Genomic DNA, 25,655 nt, shown 5'->3' with positions numbered 1-25,655 from the left:
AGGCCCTGTAGCGCAGTTGGTTAGCGTGCCGCCCTGTCACGGCGGAGGTCGCGGGTTCAAGTCCCGTCAGGGTCGCGGAGTGAAAGCCTTTCCGCGAGGGAAGGCTTTCTCACCATCGGAGGGTCTCCCCTCCGAGGCTCTGTAGCTCAGTTGGTAGAGCGTCCGACTGAAAATCGGAAGGTCACCGGATCGACGCCGGTCGGAGCCACCTTCAAATACCCAGGTCAGAAGCCCTTTTCTCCGCTTCACCCCCCTCCGGATCTGATAGTCCGAGTGGGGCGAAGAAGGATGAGAGGGCTTCTGTCGCTCTGCGGGCCGCATCCCGACGAGTGTCGGCATAGCGCTGCGTGACCTGCAGCGTTGAATGGCCCGCCACGGCTTGCACGTCGGGCGCTGAGAGGCCCGCCCGAAACATCAGCGTCAGCGCCGTATGCCGCAGATCGTGCCAGTGCAGCGGCGGCTCCCCCGGCGCGAACGTCTTTACCTGACCGCGCACGTTCTTCCAGTCGAGCGCGCGGCTGAGATTCTGCGAGTTGAGGACGCCGCCACGAGGACCGGGGAACAGCCAATCGTGCGGCCCCTTCTTCTCGCTCGCCTCCACCACGACGGGAACGAAGGGGTCAGCCAAGGGCACGAGGCGAATGCGCCGGCCCTTGGTCGGGCCGATCACAAGTTCGCCGTTGGCTCCGGCGGATGCCGTGCGTGAGACGGAGATCGTGCGCGTCTCCCAGTCGACGTCAGATACCCGCAACCCCGCGACCTCGCCGAGGCGGCAGCCGGTGTAGAGCATCCCGAGGACGAAGCGGCGATACGGGCCCGATGCTGGGAGCACGTCGAGCAGACGAGTGACTTCTGGCCAGTCGAGAGCCCGCGCCGCCGGATCGTCGTCTTGCATGCGCGGCAAGTCGACACCCGCGCACGGATTGACCGGGATCAGCCGACCTTTGATTGCGACCTGGCACACCTGCGACAGCACGGCGAGGGCATCGACCTTTGTCGAGCGCTTGCCCGACCACATGGCAAAAGCACGCTCGACGTCGAGGGTCGTTATCTGGTCGATCGGCACATCGGCGAAGGACGGGCCCACTCGCTGACGCCACGCGGAGGCATAGCCGCGAGCAGTTCCGGGAGAGATGCGGTTTCGGATCACCGGCCAGTACCGCTCGAACAGCGCGCCGACGGTCGGCATCGCGTCGGCGGCTAGTCGCATATTGCGAGACTAGCGGCATCGGCGCGTTAGTTCAACATTGTGAGACTACGTGTTTCGCTGTCTCTCTGCCATGCCCTCTGCGAACTTGACGGGATCGACGGTGACGCCCGGGAACTCGTAAACATCCGGGTGCTCACCGAACACCTCTCGGAACTGGGCGATGCGACGGAACATGCCGGCCCTGCTCACACCGAGGGACTTCTGCATCCCCTCGAAACCGCCCGTGAGACGCCACATCACCCAGAACCCGAACAGGTCGAACAAGCGCGCACTCGCGTACCCACGAAGCGCCGTCCTCAACTCGGGGAAGGCCCCGAAGATCCGACGGTTCACCGACGCGTTGGCCTTGATATAGGTCTCGTAGCCGGAGTCGAGCGCCGTCTTGGCGCGACCCTCGCCCTCGGGAGAAGGCATCCGGTCAGATCGGAAATCAGCCATGCGTTCGCACCTCGCAGTCCCATGTTCTAGGACTACAGACTAGGCCCGGCTCCTGTCAGCGAACCTCGCTGCATGCATCAGCCGCCGCATCAATCGCGTTGCGGAAGTCCAGCTGGCTCGAACCCGAGACCTGCCCGGCCTGATTCGCCTCGTCATAAACGCCCGCCACGATCGAGGCCGACGTCGACAGCGCGAACGAAAGGTTGCCATCGTCCGCCAGGTTCGCGCGTTCGTTGAGAAGAGTGGCGATCGTGAGGATGGCTGCCTTGGCCGCGTTGAAGTCGGCTGGGTTTGCTGCGGCTGCGTTCACCGCATCAACGAGCCCGTCACACGCCGCGATGTCGTTTGCTGTGTGCGAGGGCTCCTGGGACGCAGGAGCCGGGGCAGGCGTCGCCGCCGGTTGTTGAATCACAATGCAACCGGACAAGGTCGCGGCAACGACGAGCGCAACGGCGGTGGACAGCCAGATTCTCACGAGGCAAAGGTAGCGGCACAGCCGGACGTGCGACGTCCCGAAATTTCCCTTACAGGATCAAGAGCCGGCTGACGCCGGCGGGTAGGCCCCAGCACTACCGGCGTTCATTTGATCGGCCAAGAACCCCACAGCGGTGCGAAGCCGCCGGTAAGAGGACAAATCGGCCTCTCCAAGGTCGGCAAGCAAGAGCCGAGCGGTGAGCGGCCTCTGATGCAGTGTCGGCTTGTATGAGGTGCCGCCAAACAAGTTGCGACTGATCCAACCCTTCGCATCGCGATGGGCCTCGGGATCAGTCGGAGGTGCGCCGGTGAGCGACATCCTGACAATCACCGTGCCCTTCGTAGAAATCAGCTCCACCCCGTCCAGCTCGCCCGCGACGGACAGTGCAAGCGTCTCGTACTCGCGATAGAAAAGTACGACAGCGACCGGAAACGGAAAGGCGCGGGCACGTAGCGCGGCTGCGATCGTCGGGGCGAGATCGCGGGGGCAATCGTCATCACAATCCGCTGTAACCAGCACGGCGTCCGGGCTATACCGAGCCGCGATCTCGACGGCCTTTAGCGCTGACTGCGCATTGGTGACCGCCACTCTGATGCTCTGCAGCGATGCGATCGGGTCGGGGTTGACTCCCAAGTCGCGAGCGACCCTTGCGACGAGACTCTCCAGCGAGCCCGCCTCGCCAAATCCCTCCCGAACCAGAACCAGGCGGCCCGTCACGAAACCGGCTCGTCGAGAAGGTCGAAGAGGTTTGGTTCGGAGCCCTCCATTTTGATCCCACCGGATCGAAGGAACTCTCCAAGGGTCATCAGGTCGTCACGAACAATCGAACGTTGCGCTTCGGAGACTAGTCCGACAGTGGTCACGCCGTCGCGGCGCTGAACGACTCGAATGTTCTCCACTGGCAGCAAATCGAGAAGGTCGGGGCTGTGGGTCGTGATGACGATCTGAGCCCGCTGGCTTGCGGCTTTCAGGTAGTCGAAAAGCAAGGGGAGGAGGCCCGGGTTGATGGTCAGTTCCGGTTCCTCGATCCCCAGCAGCGGCGGGGCAGGTGACTGAAGGAGGGCTGTCAGAATGCCAGCGGTCCGCAAAGTTCCGTCGCTCTCTTGCCCTGCGCTGAACCACTTCGGCGCGCCCTCAGTGAACACGTGCTCGAACTCCGCAGTGTAGAACCCGCCGCTGCTGTCGACTCGGATGTCGCGGATATCTCCGGTGACCTTCTCCATTGCTAATCGCAATTCGGTCATCGCTCGCTCATCGAGTGTGCGCAGGACCGCGCACCAGTTCGAGCCCGACTCATCCAGGGGTGGGGTGGCGCCAACCGGCTGGGGGGTGCTGAGTTCGCGCGGGTAGATGCTGTGGATCCGCACGGCGCGAAGGGCCTCCACTACGGGGCGAACTTCCGGCGCTCCGGCGAGACTCGGCAGGGTCAATTCGACCTCAGACCCAATCGGGCGCAAGCCCTCGGGCGCGACCTTGACCTTCCCCCCGCTCACGTCCAGCATTACCTCGCCGCCTGCTCCCGGCCACTCGGTAACGAGTCGCTCTCGTTCGACCTTGTAGGTACCGTTCGCGGCCGCATTGATTTGGATGTCGTAACTTGCAGACCACCCGCTCGAAGAGAGGTCGACCCCGACCTTGATCGCGCGCGGCTTGAAAGGAGCGGTCCGCCGCAACTTCTTGATACCCAGCCGCTTCGAGACTGCAGGCTCCAGTCCGAAACTCAGGGCTTCACGCAAGAATCGGAACACATCGAGAACGTTCGACTTGCCCGAGCCGTTCGGCCCGACGAGAGCCGTCAGATCCCCAAACTCAACGACGACATCGTCGTCCAGGGACCGATAGTTCGAGACGCGCAAGCGCTCCACCCGCACCGGGTCGCCAAGTCGACTGTCTAGGGACATACGGCATATCTTCCCCGTCGACGGCCCGAAACGGGAACACGCCACTCTCCCAGCCGAACGAAGCGTCGGACTTCCCTCCGCTAGCCGCCAGCATCGACGCTCCACACGGGGCGTCAACCCTGCTACGCATCCTTCGGACGGATGGGGTTGACGCCCCGCGCTCCACGCCGTTGCCTCTGGCTATCGAAGGGAAGCCCTCAGAGACGGAGAGTTAGCGGCAGGAGGCGCACAGGTCACGCCCGAGCGCATCCCGGTGCTTGTCGAACACCAGGCCTCCGCATTCGTCGCAGGTTCGGTAGCCGAGCGCCTCACAGGTCGAGCAGTCAGCAGCAGCCATCACAGATCACCTCCTCACGGCACCGCGCCGGCCCGAGGCCGAGCGGTGTGGCGTTCCAGGTCAGCCAGCAGCGCGTCATCGTGACGCGCCGGACGAGGTTGAGGAGCCGACGCCGGCGGGCGCAGGTTCGCGGCCCACTCCCGCCGCTGTTGCCGCTGCACCGACCGGGTGAGCCCGGAGAACGACCAGCCCGTCCGGTGCTTAGTGCGACGAGTCGCGCTGACCACGTGAGCGCGTGCGCCGTAGCGGTCGTGCGAGCGGCTGCGGCAGGACGCGGGGATGCACTCAGGCGAGCAGCGGATCGAGCGGGCCGCCGCCTCCAACGCGATCAGATGCCGCCACACCCGACTGTCACCACGGCCACGCTGACCGGCGAGCGCCTCCCGAGCCGCATCCTTCATCACATAGTTCAGGCACTTCGACAGATACCAGATGGTGCGAGCCCCATCCCCACCGACCCGGAACCGCTTCACGTCGACCTGATCACCCCACCCGACGACCGTCCCGTCGACCGCGGAGGCAGCCGTGGCAGTGCGGGCCGCGACCTCGAGATCCGGGCCGCTCGAGAAGTCGAGCCGCGAGATCCGAACCAGGACATGCAGATGCAGGACCCCGCGGTCCTGCCACTCCCGCACCACGAAGAACTCAGCCGAGTCCCACCGATCCCGAATCCGCCGCCGCGTCCGATCCCACAACGTTCCCGCATCCCGATTCCACGCCACCTGCCCGAGGTAGTCGTACTCGTCAGGGACGAGCGGTACCCCGCGCAGATCGACGTCCCGCGGATCGTGCGTCACCCCGCAGCCGCAGCGCCTCCGCTTGCTCGCCGCCGACCGCGGCACCCGATGAACCCGACCGAACGACGGAGCCGTCAGGGTAAGCAGATAGAAGCGGAAGTCCTCAGCACGAGCCTCGAACACACCCGAGCGAGCAATCGCCGCCCAGTCACCCCGGTACAACTCAGCGCACGATGCGCACGCACTCGCAATCCGAGAACCGCACCGCACCCAGTCACCCGACCGAGTTCGGAACGGACGACCACAGCCGCCGACGCGAGGCTCAGGGTCCCGCGCTTCACCCCCTGCGGGGGCCCCGCGCGCGTCCCCCTGAGCCTCCGCGACCGGAGGACCGTTGTTCGAACGACCTGAAACCACGCCATGCGCGGAGGTTCAGAACATGACTGAAAATCGGAAGGTCACCGGATCGACGCCGGTCGGAGCCACCAGCCGAAGCCCCCGCGCAGTGTTCTTCAGAACGGCGCGGGGGTTTCGCGGTTTCGGGCCCGTTCAGGTCGCCGGAAGCAGCGCGCCGACGGCGTTGAGCAGGTCGGGGCCGAGGAACGGCTTGACGAGGAAGTCGTCGACTCCCGCCGCGCGGGCCCGGTCGATGTCGGACTGCTGGTTGCGCGCGGTGAGCATCAGAATCCTCGGCCGGGGTCCGCCGTCGGCCGCGAGACGCTCGACGACGCCCAGACCGTCGAGGCGGGGCATCATCCAGTCGAGCACGACGACATCGGGCATCCGCTCGTGGATCAGCTCGAGCCCTTCGACCCCGTCGACGGCGGATCGCACCTCGTGTTCGGCCCGCTCCAGACGTCGAACGATGAGCATGCGGATGTCGTCATCGTCTTCCACGACGACCACGCTGCCCATCCGACACCCCCTGTTATGGCGTCGCGGGCGGACGGCCGCGCGACTACGGTCGCAGTATATGCGCGAGGTCGCGTAGGGCGGGGGCCATGTATCGGGACAGTCTGACGGCAGCAATCCGCCGCCAGACGCCGCGCCGCTACGCGATGTCGATCGCGATACTGCTACTGCTCGTGTTCGTGGTGAGCGTCGCCTCGGCCGAGCTGCGTTTCCCCGGTTCGTCAACCGCACCCTGGTGGCCGGCCGCAGGGATCTCGGTCATCGCCGTGCTCGCCGCCCGAGGGCGCGGGTTCGCCGTGGCCGGGTTGATCGTGGTGGTGACGACCGCCGCCAACCTGCTGGCTTCCACCGTCTGGTGGGTCGCGATCGGGTTCGGGATCGCGAACGCCGCGGAGGCCTGGGTGGTCGCCGCGATCATGCGCTATCGACGTCAGACAGGTCGCCGCTTCCGGCACGGCGACAGCGTGCGATTCATCGTGGCCACCGCGGCGGGGGCCGCCGTCATCGGGACCCTCGTCGGCGCGATCGTCGCCGTGAATGGAGGGGATCTCCTCGGCACCATGGCGCATGTCGCCGCCTCGCACGGCAGTTCGGTGCTGCTGCTCGGCGTGCTGGGGCTCGTGCCGCGCTCGTCGTTCCTTCCGCGCCGGCCGGCGGAACTCGCGCTGCAGCTGGTGCTGCTCAGCGTTGCCCTCGGCATCGCCTTCGGGCCCGGTCACCGACTGCCGCTGGCCTTCTTGGCCTTCCCGGTGCTGGCCTGGGCGGCTTTCCGGTTCAGCGCGGGCGTAACCCTCATCGAAATCGTGCTGAGCAGTGTCGCGATCGCGACGATGAGCTTCCTCGGTTGGGGAACCTTCGTCACCGTCGCCGCGGGCAACGGCGAGCTTCTCATCGGGATCATCCAGATCTTCACCCTGAGCCTCAGCGCTTCGCTGCTGCCGCTCGCCGTCGCCCAAGACGACCGCACCGACCTCTATGTGCGGCTCAGCGCGCGCGAGCAGTTGCTGCGCGGGGCCATCGTCAGCGCCCACGCCGGGTTCATCGTCGTGCAGCGCCAAGACGACGGCGGGTACCGGGTGGTCGAGTCCAACCCGAACGGTGAGCGGATGCTCGCATCCTGGCTCATCACCGACGGCGAGACGACGACCATCGATCGCGAGAAGCTGTCGATGCTGCGGGTGGCCGCCCCCGAAGGAACCGCGACCGGCATCGAGTTCCCGGGCGACGTCTACCTCGATCTGAGCGTGGCCCCGGTCGCCGACGATCGAACCCTGCTGCTGATCCAGGCGATCGACATCACCGAGCAGAACAAGGCCGCTCGGGCGGTCGCCGACGCTTTCGTGCACGAGCGGGAAGCCGCCGACCGGTTGCGTGCCCTCGCCGCCCAGAAGGACGAGTTCGTGTCGTCGGTGAGTCACGAGTTGCGCACACCGGTCACGAGCATCCTGGGGTACGCGGAGGAACTGGGCGAGGCCGATCTCCCGGAGAGCGAGCGCAAGAGCGTCGAGATCATCATGCGCAACGCCCGACGGCTCGCCGACCTCGTCGAGGACCTGCTCGACGTTTCGCGAGAAGCCGGCCTGCCCTCCACGGAGCCGACCGCGATCGACCTGCGATCCGCGGTCGTCGACCGTGTCGACGAGCTCTCGACCATCGCGAGCCGCGCCCGCGTGACGATCACCGTGACGGAGGGGGAGGACTACGTGATCGGCGGCGATCGGACCGGGGTGGATCGCATCCTCGTCAACCTCATTGCGAACGCGATCAAGTTCACCCCTCCGGACGGTCGCGTCGACATCGCCCTCTCGCCGGGACCCGACGGCTTCGCGCGCATCGAGGTTGTCGACACCGGCCGCGGCATTCCCCCGAGTGAGCTCGACAAGGTCTTCGAACGGTTCCACCGGGTCATGGGCAAGAACGAGTTCGTTCCCGGCACCGGCCTCGGCCTGCCGATCGTGCGCGACCTCGTGACGCGAATGGGCGGTCGGATCGAACTGCGGTCCGACGGCAAGACCGGCACGACGGCCATCGTCGACCTGCCGCTCTATGTGCCCGACACCGTGCCGGCTCCGTGAGCCCCATACGGTGAGCGGAGCCTGACCTTGCTGGCGCGGTGAGGGCTCGGAGTGCTCAACTTGGTCTGTGACCGACATGCAGCATGCCGACGAGCCGCACGGGGCGGGCATCGCACACAAGCTCAACTGGCTGCGCGCGGGAGTGCTCGGCGCGAATGACGGCATCGTGTCGGTCGCCGCGATCGTCGTCGGTGTCGCCGGGGCGACGCCGGCCTTCGCGCCCATCCTCACCGCGGGGGCCGCGGGCCTCGTCGGCGGCGCGATCTCGATGGCGCTCGGCGAGTACGTCTCGGTGAGCAGCCAACGCGACAGCCAGCGTGCCCTGATCGCGAAGGAGACCCGCGAGCTACGCGAGATGCCCGACGAGGAACTCGACGAGCTCACCGGGATCTATGCCGCGAAGGGGCTCACTCCCGAGACCGCGCGGCAGGTGGCGGTCGAACTGACGGCCCATGACGCACTCGGGGTGCACCTGGAGGCCGAGCTCGGAATCCGCGAACGCGACGTGGTCAGCCCCTGGCAGGCCGCGGGTGCCTCCGCCCTCGCCTTCGTCGTCGGCGCCCTGCTGCCGCTCGCGGCGATCCTGCTGCTGCCCGACTCGGTGCGCATCCCCCTCACCTTCGTCGCCGTGCTCGCCGCCCTCGCCGCGACCGGGGCCCTCAGCGCCTGGATCGGCGGAAGCCCGTTGCTGCGCCCCACCCTCCGGGTCGTCATCGGAGGCGCTGCGGCGCTCGGCGCGACGTTCCTCATCGGCACGTTGCTCGGGGTCTCGGGCGTCGTCTGAGCCGACCTCCTGCGGTCAGCTGATGATGTTGACCGCGCGCGCGATCACCAGCGCGAGAAGCACGAAACCGGTGAGCGACTCGTACGCCATGAGGGCTTTCGCCCGGTGGGTCAGCGGCATCACATCGGTCGGGCTGAACGCCATCATCGAGGTGAGCGAGAAGTAGAGGTAGTCGAAGAACTCCGGCCGCCAATTCGGGTCGGCGCCCGGCGAGCCGTCCTCTTGCGGAAACCGGAAGTCCATCGGGGCGTGGTCTCGCACGCCCTCGAACCTTCGGGCGTAGGGGCCGCCGCGGTCGAGCTCCCAGAACACGACCGCGAATGCGATGACGTTGGTCGCCCAGACTCCCGCGGCGACGTATACGACGGTGACGCCGACGCCGCGCCCGTTGAGCAGCTGATCGAGGATCTGCACGATGTACACCTGGTTGATGAGCGCGAGACCCACGGCAATGCCGACCCCGAGCCCGCGCGACCAGGTCGTCTCACGCCCGAGGCGCCGAGGGTTGAGCACGACGAGCGGGATGAACGCGACCAACCCCACGGCGGGAACCATCCACGACGGAAGGAACGCCGTCGGCGCCGGCAGGAACAGATAGACGCCGAGGGCCACGATGATCGCGGCGGCAGCCGGCCAGCGATGTTCGGGCTTCGGCGAGGGACCGGCGCTCATGAAGCGAGTATCCCCGGCTGACGGAGGTGGCGCCTAGCGTGGCGGGATGGACGTCATCCTCATTCCCGGATTCTGGCTCGACTCCTCCGCGTGGGACGAGGTGGTGCCCGCGGTCGGGGCGGCGGGGCACGAGCCGAGACCCATCACGCTTCCCGGTCTCGCGCCGGCCGACCCGTCCGTCGGTCTGCGCGACCAAGCCGATTACGTCGTCGGCCTCGTGGATGCCGCGGTCGGCCCGGTCGTGCTCGTCGGGCATTCCGGTGGCGGGGCGGTCGCCCACGCCGTCGTGGATGCGCGGCCCGATCGCATCGCGAAGGTGATCTACGTCGACTCCGGCCCTCTCGGCGACGGCGGCATGATCAACGACGAGTTCACGGCGGTCGACGGCATGGTGCCGTTGCCGCCTCGCGACGAGTTCGATGCCGAGTCGGTCGTGGATATGGATGATGAACGCTGGGCGGCCTTCGCGGCACGGGCGCTCCCGATCCCCGAGAAGGTCGCGACCGAGAAACAGGTGCTCGGCGACCCACGCCGCTACGACGTGCCCGTCACGGTGATCACCTGTGAGATGTCGGAGGCGACGCTGCGCGACCTCATCGCGAAGGGCCACCCCTACGTGCGCGAACTCGCAGCGGTGAAGCACTACGAGATCGTCGAGCTGCGCACCGGCCACTGGCCGATGCTCAGCAAGCCGGCCGAACTCGCGGCTCTCGTCGCGGCAGCACTTCCGCCGACGGGGTGACGGCTATTCCGCGGCGGGGGCCTTACCCGAGGCTCTGAGGTCGGCGTAGTAGGCGCGAGCCTCATCCTGCCGCTGCTTCTCGGCACCCGACGCGATCGGCGCCCGCAGGTGCTCGGGGGCGAAGCCGAAGGCATCCACGAGGTCGAGCGCGTGCGCGCGCAGCCGCGGCAGCAGACGGTCGTCGATGTAGTCGGTGATCGCCACGGCGCGCGCCGTCGAGAGGCGCCCGTTGATCAGGTACCAGGCGGCGTGCTTCTCGATCAGCGTGAACCCGAACAGGTCGCGCAACCAGGTGAGCACCTGCTTCGTGCCGGGGTCGGCGATGCGGTCGACGGCGTCGGTGAACGCCTCCCACTCCAGCAGCTCGGCGTGTGCGTAGGCGGCCTCGATGAGTTCGTTCTGGTTGGCGTTGAACAGGGCCGCGGCCTCCTGAGTCGGCAACTGCGCGACCCCCTTCAGGCGTCCCGCGATCTCGGCCACCATCGTGTGCACCCGGTCGGTGAGCAACTGGCGCTGCGCCGCCGGCCCGCGCACGAAGCCGATCGACCGAGCGCGCGACCCGAAGTCGGCGACGCTCTGCACGAACGACCGCAGGCCCGAGCGGTTGATCGCCACCTCACCCACCTGCGCGGCGACGAGGCCCGCGATGGCCGCGGCATCCGCGTTCTTGAAGCCCTTCGCGTAGTCCGCGAGCAGGCGCTTCGCGACCAGCTGCAGCAGCACGTTGTTGTCGCCCTCGAAGGTGACGTAGATGTCGAGATCCTGCCGCAGCTGGGTGAGGCGGTTCTCGGCGAGGAAGCCGGCACCGCCGCACGCCTCGCGCGACTCCTGAAGGATGTCGAGGGCCGACCAGGTCGAGAACGACTTGAGGGCCGCCGCGAGGGTCTCGAGTTCCTGGCGGTCGGCATCCGTCGCCTTCTCACCGCTGAACACCGCGTGGAAGGTCTCGAGCAGCCGCTCGTGGGCGAACGCCATCGCGTAGGTCGTGGCCAGCCGCGTGATCAGCCGGCGCTGGTGGCGCTGGTAGTCGAGCAGCACGATCTCTTCGCCGTTCGGGCCGTCGGCGAACTGGCGCCGCTCCGAGCCGTAGGTGATCGCGATCTTCAGAGCCAGCTTGCTGGCGATCACCGCGGCGCCGTCGAGCGAGACCCGGCCCTGCACGAGGGTGCCGATCATCGTGAAGAAGCGCCGACCGGGGCTGGCGATGCTCGACGTGTAGACGCCGTTCGCGTCGACATCCCCGTAGCGGTTGAGCAGGTTGGTGCGCGGCACCCGTACGCCGGTGAAATGCAGGCGGCCGTTGTCGATGCCGTTGAGGCCGCCCTTGAGCCCGTCGTCGTCGCCGCCGATGCCCGGCAGGAAGTCCTTGCCGTCGCGGATCGGCACGTAGAGGGCATGCACGCCGTGATTCACGCCGCCGACGATGAGCTGGGCGAACACGACCGCGGCCTGCCCGTGCAGGGCCGCGTTGCCGAGGTAGTCCTTCCAGGCGGCGCGGAACGGGGTGTCGATGACGAACTCGTCCCGCTCCGGGTCGTAGGTCGCCGTCGTGCCGATGCTCGCGACATCCGATCCGTGACCGGTCTCGGTCATCGCGAAGGCACCCGGCACCGCGAGGCTCATCGCGCCGGGCAGGAAGGTGTCGTGGTGGTACTCGGTGCCGAGGTGCATGATCGCGGCGGCGAAGAGGCCCCACTGCACGCCCGACTTGATCTGCAGCGACGGGTCGGCGATCGCGATCTCCTCGAACTGCGCGAGGTTGCCGCCGTGGTCGTCGAGCCCGCCGAGCCGCTGGGGGAAGGCGCGCAGCACGGTGCGCTCGTCGACGAGTAGCTTCAACTGACCGAGCACGCGCTCCCGGTGCTCGTCCATCGACTGGCCGGGGATGCGATGGAACGCGTCGCGCTTCATCAGCTCGCGCGAGGCGAGGCGCACGTCTTTCCAGCGACCCAGCAGCAGTTCACCGAGCGCGGCGACGTCGACGTGCACGTCGTCGCCGGGGGTCACCTGGGCAGCACGATCAGCGAGATCCGTCATGACCACACGGTACGTCCGGGTGGCGTGCGCGTGCCGATTCGTCGTTGAGGGCTACGAAATCACGAACTGGAGATGTGGCGTGAGTTGTGGTGACCCTACAAGCTCCGTGGGTTGGGTTCGGAGCAGTCCTACAGCTGCACACCCGCCGCGAAGGTGTCGCAGGCCCCGACTCCCTGGGTGAATCCGGTGCGGAACCAGGCCTGACGCTGCTCGCTCGAACCGTGCGTCCAGGTCTCGGGGTTCACCTGACCACTGCCGAGGTTCTCCTGGATGTAGTCGTCGCCGACCACCTCGGCCGCGTTGAGCGCATCGGCGATCTCGGCATCCGTCGGCTCTTTGAGCAGCGCGATGCCGCTCGAGTCTTCAGTGTCGCTCGCCGCGGCCACCCAGGCGCCCGCGTAGCAGTCGGCCTGCAGCTCGAGCCGCACGCCATCGGAGGTCGGCCCGGTGTCCTGCAGGTCGAGACCGTTCATCGTGCCGACGATGTTCTGGATGTGGTGGCCCCACTCGTGGGCGACGATGTACATCTGCGCCAGGCTCTCGCCCGTCGCCCCGAATTGCGTCTGCAGCTGCTGGAAGAACGCGGTGTCGATGTAGACGATCTGGTCGGGCGGGCAGTAGAACGGGCCGACCGCGCTCGTGGCGTTTCCGCATCCGGTGGTGACCGAGCCGCTGAACAGGATGAGCTGCGGAGCTACGTAACCCTCGACCTGGGTTTCCCAATAGAGATCGAGTGAGGTGGCCGCCCCCTGCATGCGGCAATCGATGTTCTCGTTGGCGTCCTCACCCGTGAGGCACTCGGTGAGCGGCGTCTCTTCGCCGCCGGTTCCTCCCTCTCCGCCGAGCAGCGGCGCGAGTCCGGTGAGGTTGACGCCCGTGAGCTGGGAGATCACGAGCAGCGCGATCACGACGAGGCCGCCGCCACCCGCTCCGAGCGCGGCGTTGCGGCCGCGCTTGGATACCCTGCCACCCCGGATGTCGGCGTCGTCGTTGAAGGTCATGAGGGAACGCTACCGGGGCCCGGGTGGTTGAGAAGCCCCTTGCGCGAGCGCGCGGTACAGCACATGGGGTCGCAGCGGGCTGCCGTGCGGGACATTCGGGTGGTCGAAATCGTCGGCCGGATCGTGCGTCATGCCGAGCCGCGCCATGACGGCGCGCGAGCGGGCGTTGGTGACGCTGGTGAGCGACACCAGTTGCGGCAGCCCGAGCTCGTCGAACGCGAAACGCATCGCCTCGCGCGCCGCCTCGGTCGCGAACCCCTGCCCCCAGGCATCCCGTCGCAGGCGCCAGCCGATCTCGGTCGCCGGAGCGAAGGGCGCCTCGAACCCGACCGGGGCCAGCCCGGTGAATCCGAGGAAGCGGCCGTCGTGCTCGACCGCCCAGAGGCCCCAGCCACGCGCCGCGAGTGCGGCCTGGATGCGGTCGAACGCGGCGTCCGCCTGCGCCCGGTCGAGCGGCGCCGGGAAGTACTCCATCACCTCGGGATCGGCGTTCATCGCCGCCCAGTCGTCGCGGTCGTCGTCACGCCACTCGCGCAGCTGGAGCCGCGCGGTGCGCAGTGCGCTCACGCCGCCTCCTCGATCGAGGCGACCACTTCGAGGACACCGTCGCCGTAGGCCTCGAGCTTCTTCTCGCCCACCCCGCTGATCGTGCCGAGCTGCTCCAGCGTCTGCGGTTTCGTCACCGCGATGCCCCGCAGCGTCGCGTCGCCGAACACGATGTACGCGGGAACGCCCTGCTCGCGGGCGACGCCGGCACGCCACTCCCGCAGTTTCTCGAACAAGCCGCGGGCGCCATCCGGCAGTTCCACCCCGGCGCGCTGCTTGGTGACCTTCGCCGTGCGCTCGGGCTCCCGACGCAGCATCACCCGGCGCGAGCCGTCGAGCACCTCGGCCGCCGCGGGCGCGATCACGAGCGTGCCGTAGCCGTCGGCGCTCACCGCGAGCAGCCCCTGCGAGAGCAGTTGCCGCACGACGCCCCGCCACTCCTGGTCGCCCAGCTCGGTGCCGATGCCGAAGGTCTTCAGCTCGTCGTGGCGGTTCGAGCGCACCCGCTCGGTCTCTTTGCCGAGCAGGATGTCGATGAGCTGCCCCGCCCCGAAGCGCTGGTTGCGTTCCCGCTGCAGTCGCACGACGGTGGACAGCAGCTTCTGTGCGGGTACCGTGCCATCCCACGACTCCGGGGGCGAGAGGCAGGTGTCACAGTTGCCGCACGCCTCGCTCTGCTGACCGAAGTAGCCGAGCAGCTGCTGGCGGCGGCACGACACCGTCTCGCACAGCGCGAGCATCGCATCCAGGTGTTGGCCCATGCGTTGCTTGTGCGCGCGGTCGCCCTCGCCCTCGTCGATCATGCGGCGCTGCTGCACGACGTCTTGCAGCCCGTAGGCGAGCCAGGCTGTCGACGGCAGCCCGTCACGGCCCGCGCGTCCCGTCTCCTGGTAGTAGCCCTCGACGCTCTTCGGCAGATCGAGGTGGGCGACGAAGCGCACGTCGGGCTTGTCGATGCCCATGCCGAAGGCGATGGTCGCGACCATCACCACGCCGTCTTCCCGCAGGAACCGCGACTGGTTGCGCGAGCGCACCTGAGCGGTGAGACCCGCGTGGTACGGCAGGGCCGGGATGCCCTCCGCCACGAGTGCGTCGGCGGTCTTCTCGACGCTCGCCCGCGACAGGCAGTAGACGATGCCGGCGTCTCCCGAATGCTCGCTCTTGATGAGCGACAGCAACTGCGCGAGGGGTTGGTTCTTCGGGTCGATGCGGTACTGGATGTTCGGCCGGTCGAACGACGACACGAACTGCCGCGCGCCCGCCAGGTCGAGCCGCTGGGCGATCTCCTTGCGCGTCGCCTCGGTCGCGGTCGCCGTGAGGGCGATGCGCGGCACGGCCGGCCAGCGCTCGTGCAACACCGAGAGGGCCAGGTAGTCGGGGCGGAAGTCGTGGCCCCACTGCGACACACAGTGCGCCTCGTCGATCGCGAACACCCCGACCGGCACCCGGTCGAGCAGCGCGAGAGTCTGCTGCAACTTGAGCCGCTCGGGCGCGAGGTAGAGCAAGTCGATGTCGCCGGCCAGCAACTCCGACTCGACCCGGTGCCGCTCCGCCGCGTCTTGCGTCGAGTTGAGGAACGCCGCCCGCACTCCGACCGCGGAAAGGGCATCCACCTGGTCTTGCATGAGGGCGATGAGCGGCGAGATGACGACACCGGTACCCGGGCGCACCAGGGCGGGGATCTGATAGCACAGCGACTTGCCGCCGCCCGTCGGCATCAGCACGAGGGCATCCCCGCCCGCCACGACGTGGTCGATGATGCTCGCCTGCTCGCCCCGGAAGTCGGCGTACCCGAAGACGCGGCGCAGCACGTCGAGCGGAGCCTCCGGAGCTGCGGTCGTCATGCGCCCCACCCTACGGCGCACCGCTGATCGAGCAGGCGCACCTGTGGAGGCCGTCGGTACCTGTGCCACCGGATAGCTTGGGGAGGTGCTGGCGATCGTCATCGGACTGGCGAGCGCCCTCACCTACGGCGTCGCGGACTTCTTCGGCGGGCTCGCTGCCAAGCGCGCGGCCGCCGTCGTCGTCACCGCGTTCGCCGTGCTGGTCGGGCTCGCCCTGCTGGTGCCGGTCGCGCTCCTCCTTCCGGCGCGCGCCTCGTTCGAGGCGTTCCTCTGGGGTGGCCTGAGCGGAGTCACCGGGTCCGCCGCGATCTTCCTGCTCTACGCGGCTCTCGCGATCGGGCCGATGAGCATCCTGTCTCCCCTCACCGCGGTGCTGTCGGCGCTCGTGCCGATGACCTGGGGTCTGCTGGGCGGAGAGCGGCTGCCGTGGTGGGGTTACGTCGGACTCGGCGGTGTGCTCGTCGCGATCGTGCTCGTCGGCTTCGTGCCCGAGAAGGGAGCCGTCCGGCCCCGAGCGCGCGGGCTCGTCTATGCGACGCTCTCCGGGCTGCTGATCGGCTGCTTCTTCATCCTCGTCGACCGGGCGCCCGCCGACTCGGGGCTCTACCCGATCGTCGCGAACCGGCTCGTCGCCGGCACGATCCTGGCCGGTGTGCTCGTCGTGCTTCTCGTGGCCGCCCGTCGCCGCGGGGTGCCCGCCTTTCCCGGGCTCCGGGGCGCGTGGGGGCTCATCGTCGCCTGCGGTATCGCGGATGCCGCCGCCAACGTACTCATCCTCACCGGACTACGGCTGGGCGACCTCACCGTCGTGAGTGTGCTCGTAGCGCTCTATCCGGGTGGCACGATCGCCCTCGCCGCGATCGTGCTGCGGGAACGCATCGCGCCCGTGCAATGGGCCGGGCTGGCGCTCGCGCTCGCCGCCGCCGCGGTGCTGGCGATCCCCGCCTGACCGGCGGGTCGCCGACTGGATCCCGCCCCGGTCATCTTCAGGATGTCGGCCTCTGAGGACGGACGGCGCGACACGCGACGCAACACGCGGGGTGCGAGTCGTTTGTCACATCAGGGCGACGCCGAGGGCAGCCCGGGCGGAGCCACCGACCGACCGGACGCGTCGTGAGGATGTTGACCTCATGGTCGAAGTGCCCTGCCCAGACGGTACGGGACGCGAAACTCCCCGCGCTGTCGGCCTTTCGGCTGACAGCGCGGGGAGTGTCTACGGGTGACGCGCCGACTCAGCCGGCGAGGTCGGTGATCGCCTGGTCGCCCGGGCGCACCGAGATCCACTCGGGGGTGATCTCGGCGCGGGCGAGCAGATCCTCGGTCTTGCGACGACGGTTGCGCGGCACGAGGGTCACGACGGTGCCCGTCTTGCCGGCCCGGCCGGTGCGGCCGGCGCGGTGGAGGTACGCCTTGTACTCGTCGGGCGCGTCGGCCTGGATGACCAGTTCGATGTCGTCGACGTGGATGCCGCGGGCGGCGACATCCGTGGCGACGAGCACGCTGACGCGACCGCTCGTGAACTTCTCGAGCGCCCGGGTGCGGCGCGCCTGGTTGAGGTCGCCGTGGATGCTCTCGGCGCGGATGCCCGCGTCATCCAGCAGGTCGGCGAGCTGCTCGGCGAACGCCCGGGTGCGGGCGAACACGAGCTTCTTGCCCGGTCCGGCGGCGAGTTCGATCAGCACATCCTGCTTGTCCCGCTGCTCGAGCAGGAACGCGATGTGGCGGATGTCGCTCGAGGCCTGGTCTTCACCGGAGATCTCGTAGACGGCCGGGTCGACGAGGAACTCCTCGACGAGCGACGCGACACCCGAGTCGAGCGTGGCCGAGTAGAGCAGCTTCTGGCCGCCGTCGCTCGTGCGCTGCAGCAGCTCGCGCACCGGCTCGAGGAATCCGAGCTCGCACATGTGGTCGGCCTCGTCGAGCACCGTGATGACGACCTGCGAGAGGTCGAGCCGGCCCTGCGACACGAGGTCGCCGATGCGGCCCGGGGTGCCGATGATGATGTCGACGCCGCGCGAGATCGCGCCGGTCTGCCGGGCGTAGGGCACGCCGCCGTAGATCTGCGTGGTGAACAGCCCGACGCTCTGGGCGAGCGGCTGAATGGTGCGGTCGATCTGCAGGGCGAGTTCGCGGGTCGGCGCGAGGATGAGGGCCCGCGGTGCGCGACCCGGCTTGCGCCGTTCGGTCGCACCCTTCTGCGACTGCAGGAGGCGCTCGACGAGCGGAGCGCCGAAGGCGATCGTCTTGCCGGAGCCGGTGCGGCCACGGCCGAGAACGTCGCGGCCTTCGAGCACCGACGGGATCGTCGCCGCCTGGATCGGGAACGGGGTGTCCGCCCCGAGCTCGGCGAGCACGCGGACGAGGTTCTGGCCGAGGCCGAGCTCGCCGAAGCCGCTGCTCTGCATGTCGGTCGCGTCGACGGCCTGCGCCTCGAGTCGGGCGAGCACGACATCTTCTTGGTGCACGGCGGGACGCTCGGCGCGGTCGCGCTCGCGGGGCTCATAACCGTCGCGGTTGCGGGGCTGGTAGGCGTCGCGGTCGCGTCGCGGGGCGGCGTCCCGGTCATAGCGCGGGCGCTCCGTGCGCGGGGCATAGTCGCGGGTCGGACGCTCGGTACGGGGAGCGTAGCCCTCGCGGGCCGGACGCTCCGTGCGCGGCGCGTAGCCCTCGCGGGCCGGACGCTCCGTGCGCGGCGCGTAACCGCGGTCATCGCGGGGCGCACGATCGGTGCGCGGCGCGTAGCCGTCGCGGGCCGGGCGATCGGACCGCGAGAAGCGGTCACCGGTGCTGGGGGTCTTGGCGCGCGGCTCCCAGTTGGGGCGGGTCGACTGACCGCGCTCGACGTTGTCGCGGCGCTCCGACGAGTCGGCCTGGCGCTCGCGCACCGGCCGGGTCGCGGTTCCGCGCGGACGCACGGGCGACTTGCCCTGCGCGGCGCGCTGCTCCGTGCTCCAGCGCGCCTTCTTGGCTCCGCCGGTCGCGTTCTTGTTGCCGGCGCGCACGGGCGCGCCCTTCTTGTTCGTGGGCATTCTGGTTCTTCCGTTACTCGGTGTTCAGCGTGCGACGCGCGCCGAAGCACCCGCCGAGAACCCGGGCATACGTAGACCGGGGCCGTTTTCCTGAATGGATTCCTCGTGCCTCGACTGAGTCACGATCCGGCCCGCTCGACTTACAGTCTTGCTTTCGCGCCTGAGGCGCGTGTCGAGAGCCGACCTAGCGACGATACAGCATCCCGCCCGTGGGAAGCGGCTATTCGCCCAGATTGGCCCTCTCGCAGCCTGAGCAGGGGGCCATCTCGGGCAAATAGCCGCTTCGCTTAGGCTTCCGGGATGTCCGCCGCCCGCGTCATCCCGATTGCGCTTGTCGCGCTGCTCGGGCTCGCCGCGTGCGGGCCGACGGGCTCGGATGCCGGCGTCATCGACCCGCAGATCGACGCGGTCGGCACCGACCTGGCGACCGATCCCGACGTGACCGTGGTCGCCGACATCGAGTACCGGGTCGTCGACGGCGTGCCGCTGCTGCTGGATGCCTGCCTGCCGCCCGACCTCGACCGGGATTCGGCGGCTGTGCCCGGCATCCTCATCATCCACGGCGGCAGCTGGCGAGAGGGCACGAAGGACAGCGTCGGCTGGCGGGCCGTCTGCACCTGGCTCGCGGCCGCGGGATACCCGGCGTTCTCGCTCGACTACCGCCTGGCGCCGGAGTGGGTGTTTCCGGCGGGCTTCACCGACGTACAGGCCGCCGTCACCTGGCTGCGCGCGGACGAGCAGGCGGAACGCTTCGGCGTCGACCCGGAGCGCATCGGCGTCTTCGGCGGGTCGGCGGGCGGCAACCTCGCGGCGCTGCTCGGAACCTCAGGAAGCGGCGACCTCTCGACCGGGCCACGCGTCGCCGCCGTCGTCGATCTGAGCGCCCCCATCGACCTCACCGGCGTCGACCTCACCGACGACTTCGCCCCGCTGCAACTCGAGTACCTCGGCTGCACGACGTTCGCCGACTGCCCCGCCGCCGAACCCGCATCGCCGAGCTCGCACGTCGACGAGAGCGATCCGCCGTTCTTCGTCGCCCATTCGACGGTCGAGAAGATCCCGCTGGCGCAGTCGGAGCACTTCGTCGAAGCCCTCCGCGCCGCCGGCATCGACGTCGAGTTCCTCGTCGCCGACGGCACCCTGCACTCGATCGCGCTGCTCGACGACGACCTCAAGTCGCGCATCGTCGCGTTCTTCGAGCGCACCCTCGGCCCCGGCTAGTGCGCCAGACCCGGCTACTCCGCCATTTCCGCGTTGCTCCGCGGGAATCTGGCGGAGCAACGCGAATGTGGCGGAGTAAGCAGATCGGGGCAGCGCGTGAGTTCAGCCGACGCTATGGGCGCCGTGGTGAGTCGAGCGCTTGGCAGCCCGGCGCTCTGAGAAGCCCTCGACGAGCGAGTAGAGCGCGGGCAGCACGAGCAGGGTGAGGGCGGTGGATGAGATCAGCCCACCGATCACGATGATGCCGAGCGGCTGCGAGATGAAGCCGCCGTGCCCGGTCAGCCCGATCGCCATCGGCAGCAGCGCGGCGATCGTCGCGAGTGCCGTCATGAGGATCGGCCGGAGGCGACGGGCCGCACCATGACGGATCGCCTCGACCACGCTCATCCCGCGTTCGCGGTACTGGTTCACGAGGTCGATGAGCACGATCGCGTTGGTGACGACGATGCCGACGAGCATCAGCAGACCGATGATCGACGCGATGCCGAACGGGATGCCGGAGGCGATCTGCAGCAGCAGCGCGCCGGTCGCGGCGAACGGGATGGAGACGAGCAGCAGCAGCGGCTGGCGCAGCGACCGGAAGGTGGCGACCATGATCGTGTAGACGATGAGGATCGCGGCGAGCAGGGCGAGGAAGAGCTGCGAGAACCCTTCCGCCTGATCCGCGGCGACACCACCGACCGAGGCCGAGACCCCGTCGGGCAGGTCGGCGTCGGCGATCATCTGCTCGATCGCCGGGGTGACCACCGCGAGGTTCTGCACCGCCGGGGTGACCGTGATGGTGGAGGTGCGGATGCCGCGTTCGCTCGAGATCGTCGCGGGGGCTTCGACCTCTTCGATGGTGGCGAGGTCGGAGAGCGGAACGAGTCCGAAAGCCGTCGGGATCTGGAAGTCACGCAACTCCTGCACCGTGACGGGCGCGTTCGGGTTGGTGATGTAGACCGACAGCACGGTGTTGTCGATCGTGACCGAGCCGACGGCAGCGGGCAGCATCGCCTCGGCGACGATGCCGCCGACCGCGATCTCGCTGAGTCCGGCATCCGCCGCCTTCTGCCGGTCGACCTCGATCGCGAGGTACGGCTGGGTGACGGCGAGGTTGCTCTCGGCCTGGGCGGTGACGTCGAGATCCTGCGCGCCGGCGAGCAGTTCTTCGGTCGCGGCGGCGAGCTTCTCGGGGTCGGCGGCGCGCACGTCGATCTCGAGGTCGCTGCTGAAGCCACCCCCGCCGGAGCCGACGGAGAGTTCGCCCGCCCCCTCGATCCCGTCGAGCACCTCGGTCAGTTCGAGCCGCAGCTCCTCCTGGTCGGCGTCGGGATCGGTCGTGATCGAGTAGGTGGCGTCGGCCCCGCCGCGGAACAGCGAGAGCACCGAGGCGCTGTCGCTGCCGATCGAGACCTGCACCACCTCGACGCCGTCGATGTCGAGCAGGGCGTCTTCGACCGTGTGGGCGGCCTCGTCGATCGTGGCGAGGTTCGAGCCGGCGGGCAGGGTCTGCCGCACCGAGATGGTGTTCTGGCCCTGGTCGCCGACGAAGTTGGTGGGGGTGATCGACACCAGCCCGACGGTTCCGGCGAGGATCGCCCCGGCCGCGCCGAGGGTGATGACCGGATGCCGCACCGTCCAGCTGAGCGCGGGGAGGTAGACGCGCTGCAGCAGGTTCGGCTTGTCCAGTTCGTCTTCGGCCGACTCCTTCACGCCGGTCGGCTTCGGCGCCTTGAGGAACCAGTAGGCGAGCACCGGAACGATCGTGAGCGACACCAGCAGCGACGCGAGCAGCGCGATGGTGATGGTGAGCGCGAAGGGCCGGAACAGCTCACCCGTGACGTCGCTGACGAGGGCGAGGGGCAGGAACACGGCGACCGTCGTCGCGGTCGAGGCCGTGATCGCGGTCGCGACCTCGCGCACCGCGGAGAGGATCGCGGTCTTCTTCTCCTCCCCGAGTGACAAGTGCCGCTTGATGTTCTCGATGACGACGATCGAGTCGTCGACGACCCGGCCGATGGCGATGGTGAGCGCGCCGAGGGTGAGCACGTTCATCGTGTATCCGGTGGCGAGCATCCCGATGAAGGTGACCAGCACCGAGACGGGGATCGAGATGGCGGTGACGAGCGTGGAACGCACCGAGAGCAGGAACAGCAGGATGACGAGCACCGCCGCCGTCAGGCCGAGCACGCCTTCGAGGGCCAGGCTTTCGATCGACTGCTCGATGAACGGCGCCTGGTTGAAGATCGTCGTGAACTCGGTGTTCGCCCCGATGGCCGCGCTCAGCGCCGGAAGTGCCGCGGCGATCTCGTTGGCGACGTCGACGGTGTTGGCGGCCGGGTTCTTCGTGATCGAGATGGTGAGCGACGGGTCGCCGTTGACGCGGGAGATCGCGGTCACCGGGTTGGAGACGATCTCGACGTCGGCGACGTCACCGATCGTGACGGATTCGCCGGTGCCGCCGAGCAGGGGCAGCGCCGAGATGTCGTCGGCCGAGGCGAGCGGGGATCCGGCCTGCACGATGAGTTCGGAGTCGCCCTCGTCGATGACGCCGGTCGCGAGCAGAACGCCGTTCGCGTCGAGGGCATCCCGGATCGCTTGCGTGCTCAAGCCCTGAACCGCGAGCGCCGTGAGGTCGGGGGTGATGGTGACGCGCTGCCCGCTGGCTCCCGACAGGGTCGCCTGCCCGACGCCGGGCAGGTTCGAGATGTCGACGATCGTCTGGTCGCGCAGGATCGCCGAGAGCTCGTCGGCGTCCAGGTCGCTGGTGACGCCGAGCACGACGATCGGGAAGTCGCTCAGCGAGAAGGCCACCACCTGGGGGTCGACCGCGGCGGGCAGCTGGTCTTCGATGCGGTTGAGGGCGAGCTGGATCTTCTGCTCCGCACGCGCGAGGTCGGTGCCGTAGGTGAACGACGCCGTGACGGTGGACACCCCGGCGCCCGACGTCGCGGCGGTGGCCTCGAGTCCGTCGACCCCTTGGATCGCCGCCTCGATCGGGGTCGAGACGTCGGCTTCGACGACGTCGGGGCTCGCGCCGCGGTAGCTGCTGATGACGGTGAGCTGCGGCAGCGTCACCGACGGGAAGAGCTCCTGCTTGAGCGAGGTCAGCGCGATGCCGCCGAAGACTCCGACGACGATCGTGAGCAGGGCGATGAGTGCGCGGTTGCGCAGACTGAACACCGACAGCAGGTGCACGACTTCTCCTCAGGCAGGGGGTGACGGGAGGCACGCCGCCGTGCTGCCCGGGTCAGTATGGCAATCGACGCGGGCGGCGCGGTACTCCCGCGGGATGAACGCGGCTGACAGATCGCTGAGAGGTCAGACCACCTGGGCGTAGTCGCCGTCGGTGACCGAGAGCGGGGTGCGGGTCACCGACCGCCAGGCGGCGGCGAGCGCGTCGACCCCGCGGTCGATGACCTCGGGCGGGTAGGTGAACGGGATGCGGATGAAGCGCTCGAAGAGCCCCTCGACTCCGAAGCGTGCCCCGGCCGCGATCACGAGACCCTCGTTGCGGGCGGCGAGCGCCAGTTGCGACGAGATCGGCAGCCCGATGTTGACCCAGGCCGCGATGCCGCCGGCGACCGACGGCATCTGCCAGGTGGGGAGGTCGGCGGCGAGGCGACGGGCGAGGTGGTCGCGACTCGCCCGCAGGTAGGCGCGACGGTCGTCGAGGATGCGGTCGAGGTCGGCGAGCAGTTCGACGAGGATGAGCTGCTCGAGGATGGGCGTCCCGAGGTCGGTCATGAACCGGTTGCGCGCGACGCGCTGGATGAGTTCGCGGTCGGCGCGCATCCAGCCGATCCGCAGCCCGCCCCACACCGATTTGCCGAGCGACCCGAGCATGACGGCGCGACCGAGGGTCGCGAACGGCGGTTGCACCGCCTGCCCGTCGAGTTCGAGCCCGCCGATGGTCTCGTCGGCGATCAGGGTGGTGCCCTGTTCGGCGGCGAGCGCGACGATCCGCTCGCGTTGCGCCTTCGGCATGGTGGCGCCCGTCGGGTTGTGGTTGTCGGGCATGAGGTAGGCCAGCACGGGGCTCGTGCGCTGGAAGGCCTGCTCGAGCGCCGACTCGTCCCAGCCCTCCGCCGGGGTCACCGGCACGGTCACGACGCGGGCGCCGGCCGACCGCAGGGCCTCGACCGCGTGCGGGTAGCTGGGGGACTCGATGATCGCGCGATCGCCCCGTGACAGCAGCGTGTGCGCGAGCAGCACGATGCCGTGCTGGGCTCCGACGGTGATCAGCACCTCGTCGGCATCCGTCGGCAGCCCGCGGGCCGCGTACCGGTCGGCGATCGCCTGGCGGGCGAGCCGCATCCCGTAGGGGTCGAATCCCGACTCGTCGAGGAACGACGGCAGGGCGGCGACGGCCCGCTGCGCCGCTTCGGCGACCGCCGGATGCGCGGGCAGCACGGCTTTGCTGAAGTCGAGTTGGTCGGTGACGAGCACGTCGGGCACGACGCCGCCGCGGGCGGGCAGGCGCGCGACGCTGCCGGAGCCGCGGACGCTGTCGAGGTATCCGCTGTCGCGCAGGTCGGCGTAGGCGGCCGACACCGTCGTGCGACTGAGGCCGAGCTGGGCGGCGAGCTCGCGTTCTGCGGGCAGCCGGGTGCCGAGGGCGACGCGGCCGTCGAGGATGAGCAGTCGCACGCGATCGGCGAGCGCGGCATAGGCGGGACCGTTGGCGAGGTCGCGCCAGCCGACGATGAGAGCGGCGAGGGCGCGGGCAGAGAGGGATGCCATCCGGCCACAGTAGCAGGATTGGCTTCTTGATCCCATGCCAATTCAGCGGTTGGCTGGCGACATGATCCCATCGGCCCCCTCCTCTCGGCTCCTATGGGTGCGTCGCGGGGTCCAGTTGATCGTTGGCCTCGTCGCCTACGGCATCGCCATCGCGCTCCTGGTGCGCGGCGGCATCGGCGTGCCGCCCTGGGATGTCTTCGCGCAGGGGATCACCCGGCAGACCGGCATCCCGTTCGGTCTCGTCGTCAACGTCGTCGGTGCCCTCGTACTGCTGTTGTGGATTCCGCTGCGCCAGAGGCCCGGAGTCGGCACCGTGCTCAACGTGCTGCTCATCGGCCCGAGTGCGGAACTGGGCCTCTGGCTCGTGCCGCAGCAGACGGTGCCGTGGCAGCAGGCGGTCGTGTTCGCCGGCGGGCTCGCGCTGCTCGCCCTGGCGACGGGCGCCTACATCGGCGCGCGCCTCGGACCCGGTCCGCGCGACGGGCTGATGACCGGGATTCACGCCCGCACCGGCTGGCCGATCTGGGTCGTGCGCACGGGCATCGAGGTCACGGTGCTCGCCGTCGGTTTCGTGCTCGGCGGCCAGCTCGGCGTCGGCACGCTCGCCTTCGCGCTGCTCATCGGCCCGATGGTCAACGTCACGCTTCCCCTGCTGCGCGTCCCCGAACGACCCGCCGCCCCGATCGCCGTGAAGGAGGTGCCCGCATGATCGCCCTGACGATCGCGCTGCTCGCGCTCGCGGCCTGGGCCGCACTGGCGACCGTCGTCGCCGTCGCGACCGACGGTTACCGCCGCGTGCCGACGAGGGCCGAGTAGTACTCCTCGGCTCCCGTCGTCACGCGCTAGATGTATTCGGTCAGAGCGTTGGTGACACGCGGCTGATGGGGGGTTGGCCTCCGCAGGCGGTGTGGGCTCGAGCGTAGTTGTAGTGATCGAGCCAGGGGCCGAGGGCTGTGTTGCGGTCGGCGT

At 69.0% G+C, this 25,655-nt stretch carries 22 protein-coding genes, 2 tRNA genes and 1 pseudogene; 8 read left to right on the top strand and 17 right to left on the bottom strand.

The window, feature by feature from the left end; all coding sequences use genetic code 11:
- Position 1 precedes the first annotated feature (1 nt).
- Together IE173_RS13880 and IE173_RS13875 are read left to right on the top strand one after the other, a co-directional pair.
- Positions 2 to 75 (top strand) — tRNA-Asp (locus tag IE173_RS13880).
- Between the two features lie 60 nt (positions 76 to 135).
- Positions 136 to 208 (top strand) — tRNA-Phe (locus tag IE173_RS13875).
- A 3-nt stretch (positions 209 to 211) separates the two neighbouring features.
- Here IE173_RS13875 and IE173_RS13870 read toward each other — a convergent pair.
- The 8 genes from IE173_RS13870 to IE173_RS13840 all read right to left on the bottom strand — a co-directional run bounded on the left by IE173_RS13870 (position 212) and on the right by IE173_RS13840 (position 6,013).
- A complete protein-coding gene (locus tag IE173_RS13870) occupies positions 212 to 1,210 on the bottom strand; it encodes a tyrosine-type recombinase/integrase (protein ID WP_191284120.1) in 999 nt (332 codons plus the stop codon).
- 45 nt (positions 1,211 to 1,255) lie between these two features.
- Complete coding sequence (locus IE173_RS13865) at positions 1,256 to 1,624, bottom strand: hypothetical protein (protein ID WP_191284119.1); 369 nt, start codon at positions 1,622 to 1,624, stop codon at positions 1,256 to 1,258.
- Positions 1,625 to 1,703: 79 nt separating this feature from the next.
- Positions 1,704 to 2,123, bottom strand: a complete 420-nt coding sequence (locus IE173_RS13860) for a hypothetical protein (protein WP_191284118.1) — start codon at positions 2,121 to 2,123, stop codon at positions 1,704 to 1,706.
- Positions 2,124 to 2,180: 57 nt separating this feature from the next.
- Positions 2,181 to 2,840 carry a hypothetical protein gene (locus IE173_RS13855; RefSeq protein WP_191284117.1) on the bottom strand — a complete coding sequence of 220 codons (660 nt, stop codon included), beginning with the start codon at positions 2,838 to 2,840 and terminating at the stop codon, positions 2,181 to 2,183.
- Positions 2,837 to 3,988 carry an AAA family ATPase gene (locus IE173_RS13850; RefSeq protein ID WP_191284116.1) on the bottom strand — a complete coding sequence of 384 codons (1,152 nt, stop codon included), beginning with the start codon at positions 3,986 to 3,988 and terminating at the stop codon, positions 2,837 to 2,839. Before IE173_RS13850 ends, IE173_RS13855 begins: the two co-directional genes overlap by 4 nt.
- A gap of 247 nt (positions 3,989 to 4,235) precedes the next feature.
- Positions 4,236 to 4,361, bottom strand: coding sequence for a hypothetical protein (locus IE173_RS15615; RefSeq protein WP_268248916.1), 126 nt, complete (start codon positions 4,359 to 4,361; stop codon positions 4,236 to 4,238).
- Positions 4,362 to 4,375: 14 nt separating this feature from the next.
- On the bottom strand, positions 4,376 to 5,368 hold the full coding sequence (locus IE173_RS13845) for a replication initiator (protein ID WP_308433107.1): 993 nt from the start codon (positions 5,366 to 5,368) through the stop codon (positions 4,376 to 4,378).
- Positions 5,369 to 5,647: 279 nt separating this feature from the next.
- The gene (locus IE173_RS13840; RefSeq protein ID WP_191284114.1) at positions 5,648 to 6,013 is read right to left on the bottom strand and encodes a response regulator transcription factor; all 366 of its coding nucleotides are present in this window, start codon (positions 6,011 to 6,013) and stop codon (positions 5,648 to 5,650) included.
- 86 nt (positions 6,014 to 6,099) lie between these two features.
- On the opposite strand from IE173_RS13840, the gene IE173_RS13835 reads away from it, so the two are divergent.
- Positions 6,100 to 8,085, top strand: coding sequence for a sensor histidine kinase (locus IE173_RS13835; protein ID WP_191284113.1), 1,986 nt, complete (start codon positions 6,100 to 6,102; stop codon positions 8,083 to 8,085).
- A gap of 76 nt (positions 8,086 to 8,161) precedes the next feature.
- Positions 8,162 to 8,869 (top strand): VIT1/CCC1 transporter family protein, encoded by a 708-nt coding sequence (locus IE173_RS13830; RefSeq protein ID WP_191284164.1) that lies wholly within the window; start codon positions 8,162 to 8,164, stop codon positions 8,867 to 8,869.
- 15 nt (positions 8,870 to 8,884) lie between these two features.
- Here the strand turns inward: IE173_RS13830 and IE173_RS13825 are convergent, their stop codons facing one another.
- Positions 8,885 to 9,541 (bottom strand): DUF1345 domain-containing protein, encoded by a 657-nt coding sequence (locus IE173_RS13825; RefSeq protein WP_191284112.1) that lies wholly within the window; start codon positions 9,539 to 9,541, stop codon positions 8,885 to 8,887.
- 46 nt (positions 9,542 to 9,587) lie between these two features.
- On the opposite strand from IE173_RS13825, the gene IE173_RS13820 reads away from it, so the two are divergent.
- The gene (locus IE173_RS13820) at positions 9,588 to 10,283 is read left to right on the top strand and encodes an alpha/beta fold hydrolase (RefSeq protein ID WP_191284111.1); all 696 of its coding nucleotides are present in this window, start codon (positions 9,588 to 9,590) and stop codon (positions 10,281 to 10,283) included.
- Between the two features lie 3 nt (positions 10,284 to 10,286).
- Here IE173_RS13820 and IE173_RS13815 read toward each other — a convergent pair whose 3' ends face one another.
- From IE173_RS13815 to recQ, 4 genes are all read right to left on the bottom strand, one after another.
- Complete coding sequence (locus tag IE173_RS13815) at positions 10,287 to 12,320, bottom strand: acyl-CoA dehydrogenase family protein (RefSeq protein ID WP_191284110.1); 2,034 nt, start codon at positions 12,318 to 12,320, stop codon at positions 10,287 to 10,289.
- 128 nt (positions 12,321 to 12,448) lie between these two features.
- Entirely contained in the window at positions 12,449 to 13,321 is an 873-nt protein-coding gene (gene ypfJ / locus IE173_RS13810; RefSeq protein ID WP_191284109.1) for a KPN_02809 family neutral zinc metallopeptidase, read from the bottom strand.
- 9 nt (positions 13,322 to 13,330) lie between these two features.
- A complete protein-coding gene (locus IE173_RS13805) occupies positions 13,331 to 13,888 on the bottom strand; it encodes a GNAT family N-acetyltransferase (protein ID WP_191284108.1) in 558 nt (185 codons plus the stop codon).
- Complete coding sequence (gene recQ, locus IE173_RS13800; protein ID WP_373298476.1) at positions 13,885 to 15,813, bottom strand: DNA helicase RecQ; 1,929 nt, start codon at positions 15,811 to 15,813, stop codon at positions 13,885 to 13,887. Before recQ ends, IE173_RS13805 begins: the two co-directional genes overlap by 4 nt.
- Between recQ and IE173_RS13795 the strand changes: the two genes are divergently transcribed.
- Positions 15,797 to 16,660 carry a DMT family transporter gene (locus IE173_RS13795; protein ID WP_191284106.1) on the top strand — a complete coding sequence of 288 codons (864 nt, stop codon included), beginning with the start codon at positions 15,797 to 15,799 and terminating at the stop codon, positions 16,658 to 16,660. The genes recQ and IE173_RS13795 overlap by 17 nt on opposite strands.
- Before the next feature lie 283 nt (positions 16,661 to 16,943).
- Here the strand turns inward: IE173_RS13795 and IE173_RS13790 are convergent, their stop codons facing one another.
- Positions 16,944 to 18,740, bottom strand: a complete 1,797-nt coding sequence (locus IE173_RS13790) for a DEAD/DEAH box helicase (protein ID WP_191284105.1) — start codon at positions 18,738 to 18,740, stop codon at positions 16,944 to 16,946.
- Positions 18,741 to 19,040: 300 nt separating this feature from the next.
- On the opposite strand from IE173_RS13790, the gene IE173_RS13785 reads away from it, so the two are divergent.
- A complete protein-coding gene (locus IE173_RS13785; protein ID WP_191284104.1) occupies positions 19,041 to 19,961 on the top strand; it encodes an alpha/beta hydrolase in 921 nt (306 codons plus the stop codon).
- 102 nt (positions 19,962 to 20,063) lie between these two features.
- Here IE173_RS13785 and IE173_RS13780 read toward each other — a convergent pair whose 3' ends face one another.
- Entirely contained in the window at positions 20,064 to 23,141 is a 3,078-nt protein-coding gene (locus IE173_RS13780) for an efflux RND transporter permease subunit (RefSeq protein ID WP_191284103.1), read from the bottom strand.
- Positions 23,142 to 23,264: 123 nt separating this feature from the next.
- Entirely contained in the window at positions 23,265 to 24,686 is a 1,422-nt protein-coding gene (gene yczR, locus IE173_RS13775) for a MocR-like transcription factor YczR (protein ID WP_191284102.1), read from the bottom strand.
- 97 nt (positions 24,687 to 24,783) lie between these two features.
- Here yczR and yczE point away from each other — a divergent pair, with 97 nt between their 5' ends.
- Entirely contained in the window at positions 24,784 to 25,395 is a 612-nt protein-coding gene (gene yczE, locus IE173_RS13770) for a membrane protein YczE (protein ID WP_229842119.1), read from the top strand.
- 147 nt (positions 25,396 to 25,542) lie between these two features.
- On the opposite strand, the pseudogene IE173_RS15545 reads toward yczE, so the two are convergent.
- A pseudogene (locus tag IE173_RS15545) lies at positions 25,543 to 25,655 on the bottom strand (IS481 family transposase); the annotation flags it as partial.

Source organism: Pseudolysinimonas yzui (genome assembly GCF_014653215.1).
Lineage (GTDB): Bacteria > Actinomycetota > Actinomycetes > Actinomycetales > Microbacteriaceae > Pseudolysinimonas_A > Pseudolysinimonas_A yzui.
The sequence above is the reverse complement of the archived record's forward strand: the minus strand, read 5'-3'. Positions and strand labels throughout refer to the sequence as shown.

Coding starts and splice junctions, on each gene's coding strand:
- IE173_RS13870 (WP_191284120.1), bottom strand. CDS start 1,210: ATGCGACTAGCCGCCGACGCGATGCCGACCGTCGGCGCGCTGTTCGAG.
- IE173_RS13865 (WP_191284119.1), bottom strand. CDS start 1,624: ATGCCTTCTCCCGAGGGCGAGGGTCGCGCCAAGACGGCGCTCGACTCC.
- IE173_RS15615 (WP_268248916.1), bottom strand. CDS start 4,361: ATGGCTGCTGCTGACTGCTCGACCTGTGAGGCGCTCGGCTACCGAACC.
- IE173_RS13840 (WP_191284114.1), bottom strand. CDS start 6,013: ATGGGCAGCGTGGTCGTCGTGGAAGACGATGACGACATCCGCATGCTC.
- IE173_RS13835 (WP_191284113.1), top strand. CDS start 6,100: ATGTATCGGGACAGTCTGACGGCAGCAATCCGCCGCCAGACGCCGCGC.
- IE173_RS13830 (WP_191284164.1), top strand. CDS start 8,162: ATGCAGCATGCCGACGAGCCGCACGGGGCGGGCATCGCACACAAGCTC.
- IE173_RS13825 (WP_191284112.1), bottom strand. CDS start 9,541: ATGAGCGCCGGTCCCTCGCCGAAGCCCGAACATCGCTGGCCGGCTGCC.
- IE173_RS13820 (WP_191284111.1), top strand. CDS start 9,588: ATGGACGTCATCCTCATTCCCGGATTCTGGCTCGACTCCTCCGCGTGG.
- IE173_RS13815 (WP_191284110.1), bottom strand. CDS start 12,320: ATGACGGATCTCGCTGATCGTGCTGCCCAGGTGACCCCCGGCGACGAC.
- ypfJ (WP_191284109.1), bottom strand. CDS start 13,321: ATGACCTTCAACGACGACGCCGACATCCGGGGTGGCAGGGTATCCAAG.
- recQ (WP_373298476.1), bottom strand. CDS start 15,813: ATGACGATCGCCAGCACCTCCCCAAGCTATCCGGTGGCACAGGTACCG.
- IE173_RS13790 (WP_191284105.1), bottom strand. CDS start 18,740: ATGCCCACGAACAAGAAGGGCGCGCCCGTGCGCGCCGGCAACAAGAAC.
- IE173_RS13785 (WP_191284104.1), top strand. CDS start 19,041: ATGTCCGCCGCCCGCGTCATCCCGATTGCGCTTGTCGCGCTGCTCGGG.
- yczR (WP_191284102.1), bottom strand. CDS start 24,686: ATGGCATCCCTCTCTGCCCGCGCCCTCGCCGCTCTCATCGTCGGCTGG.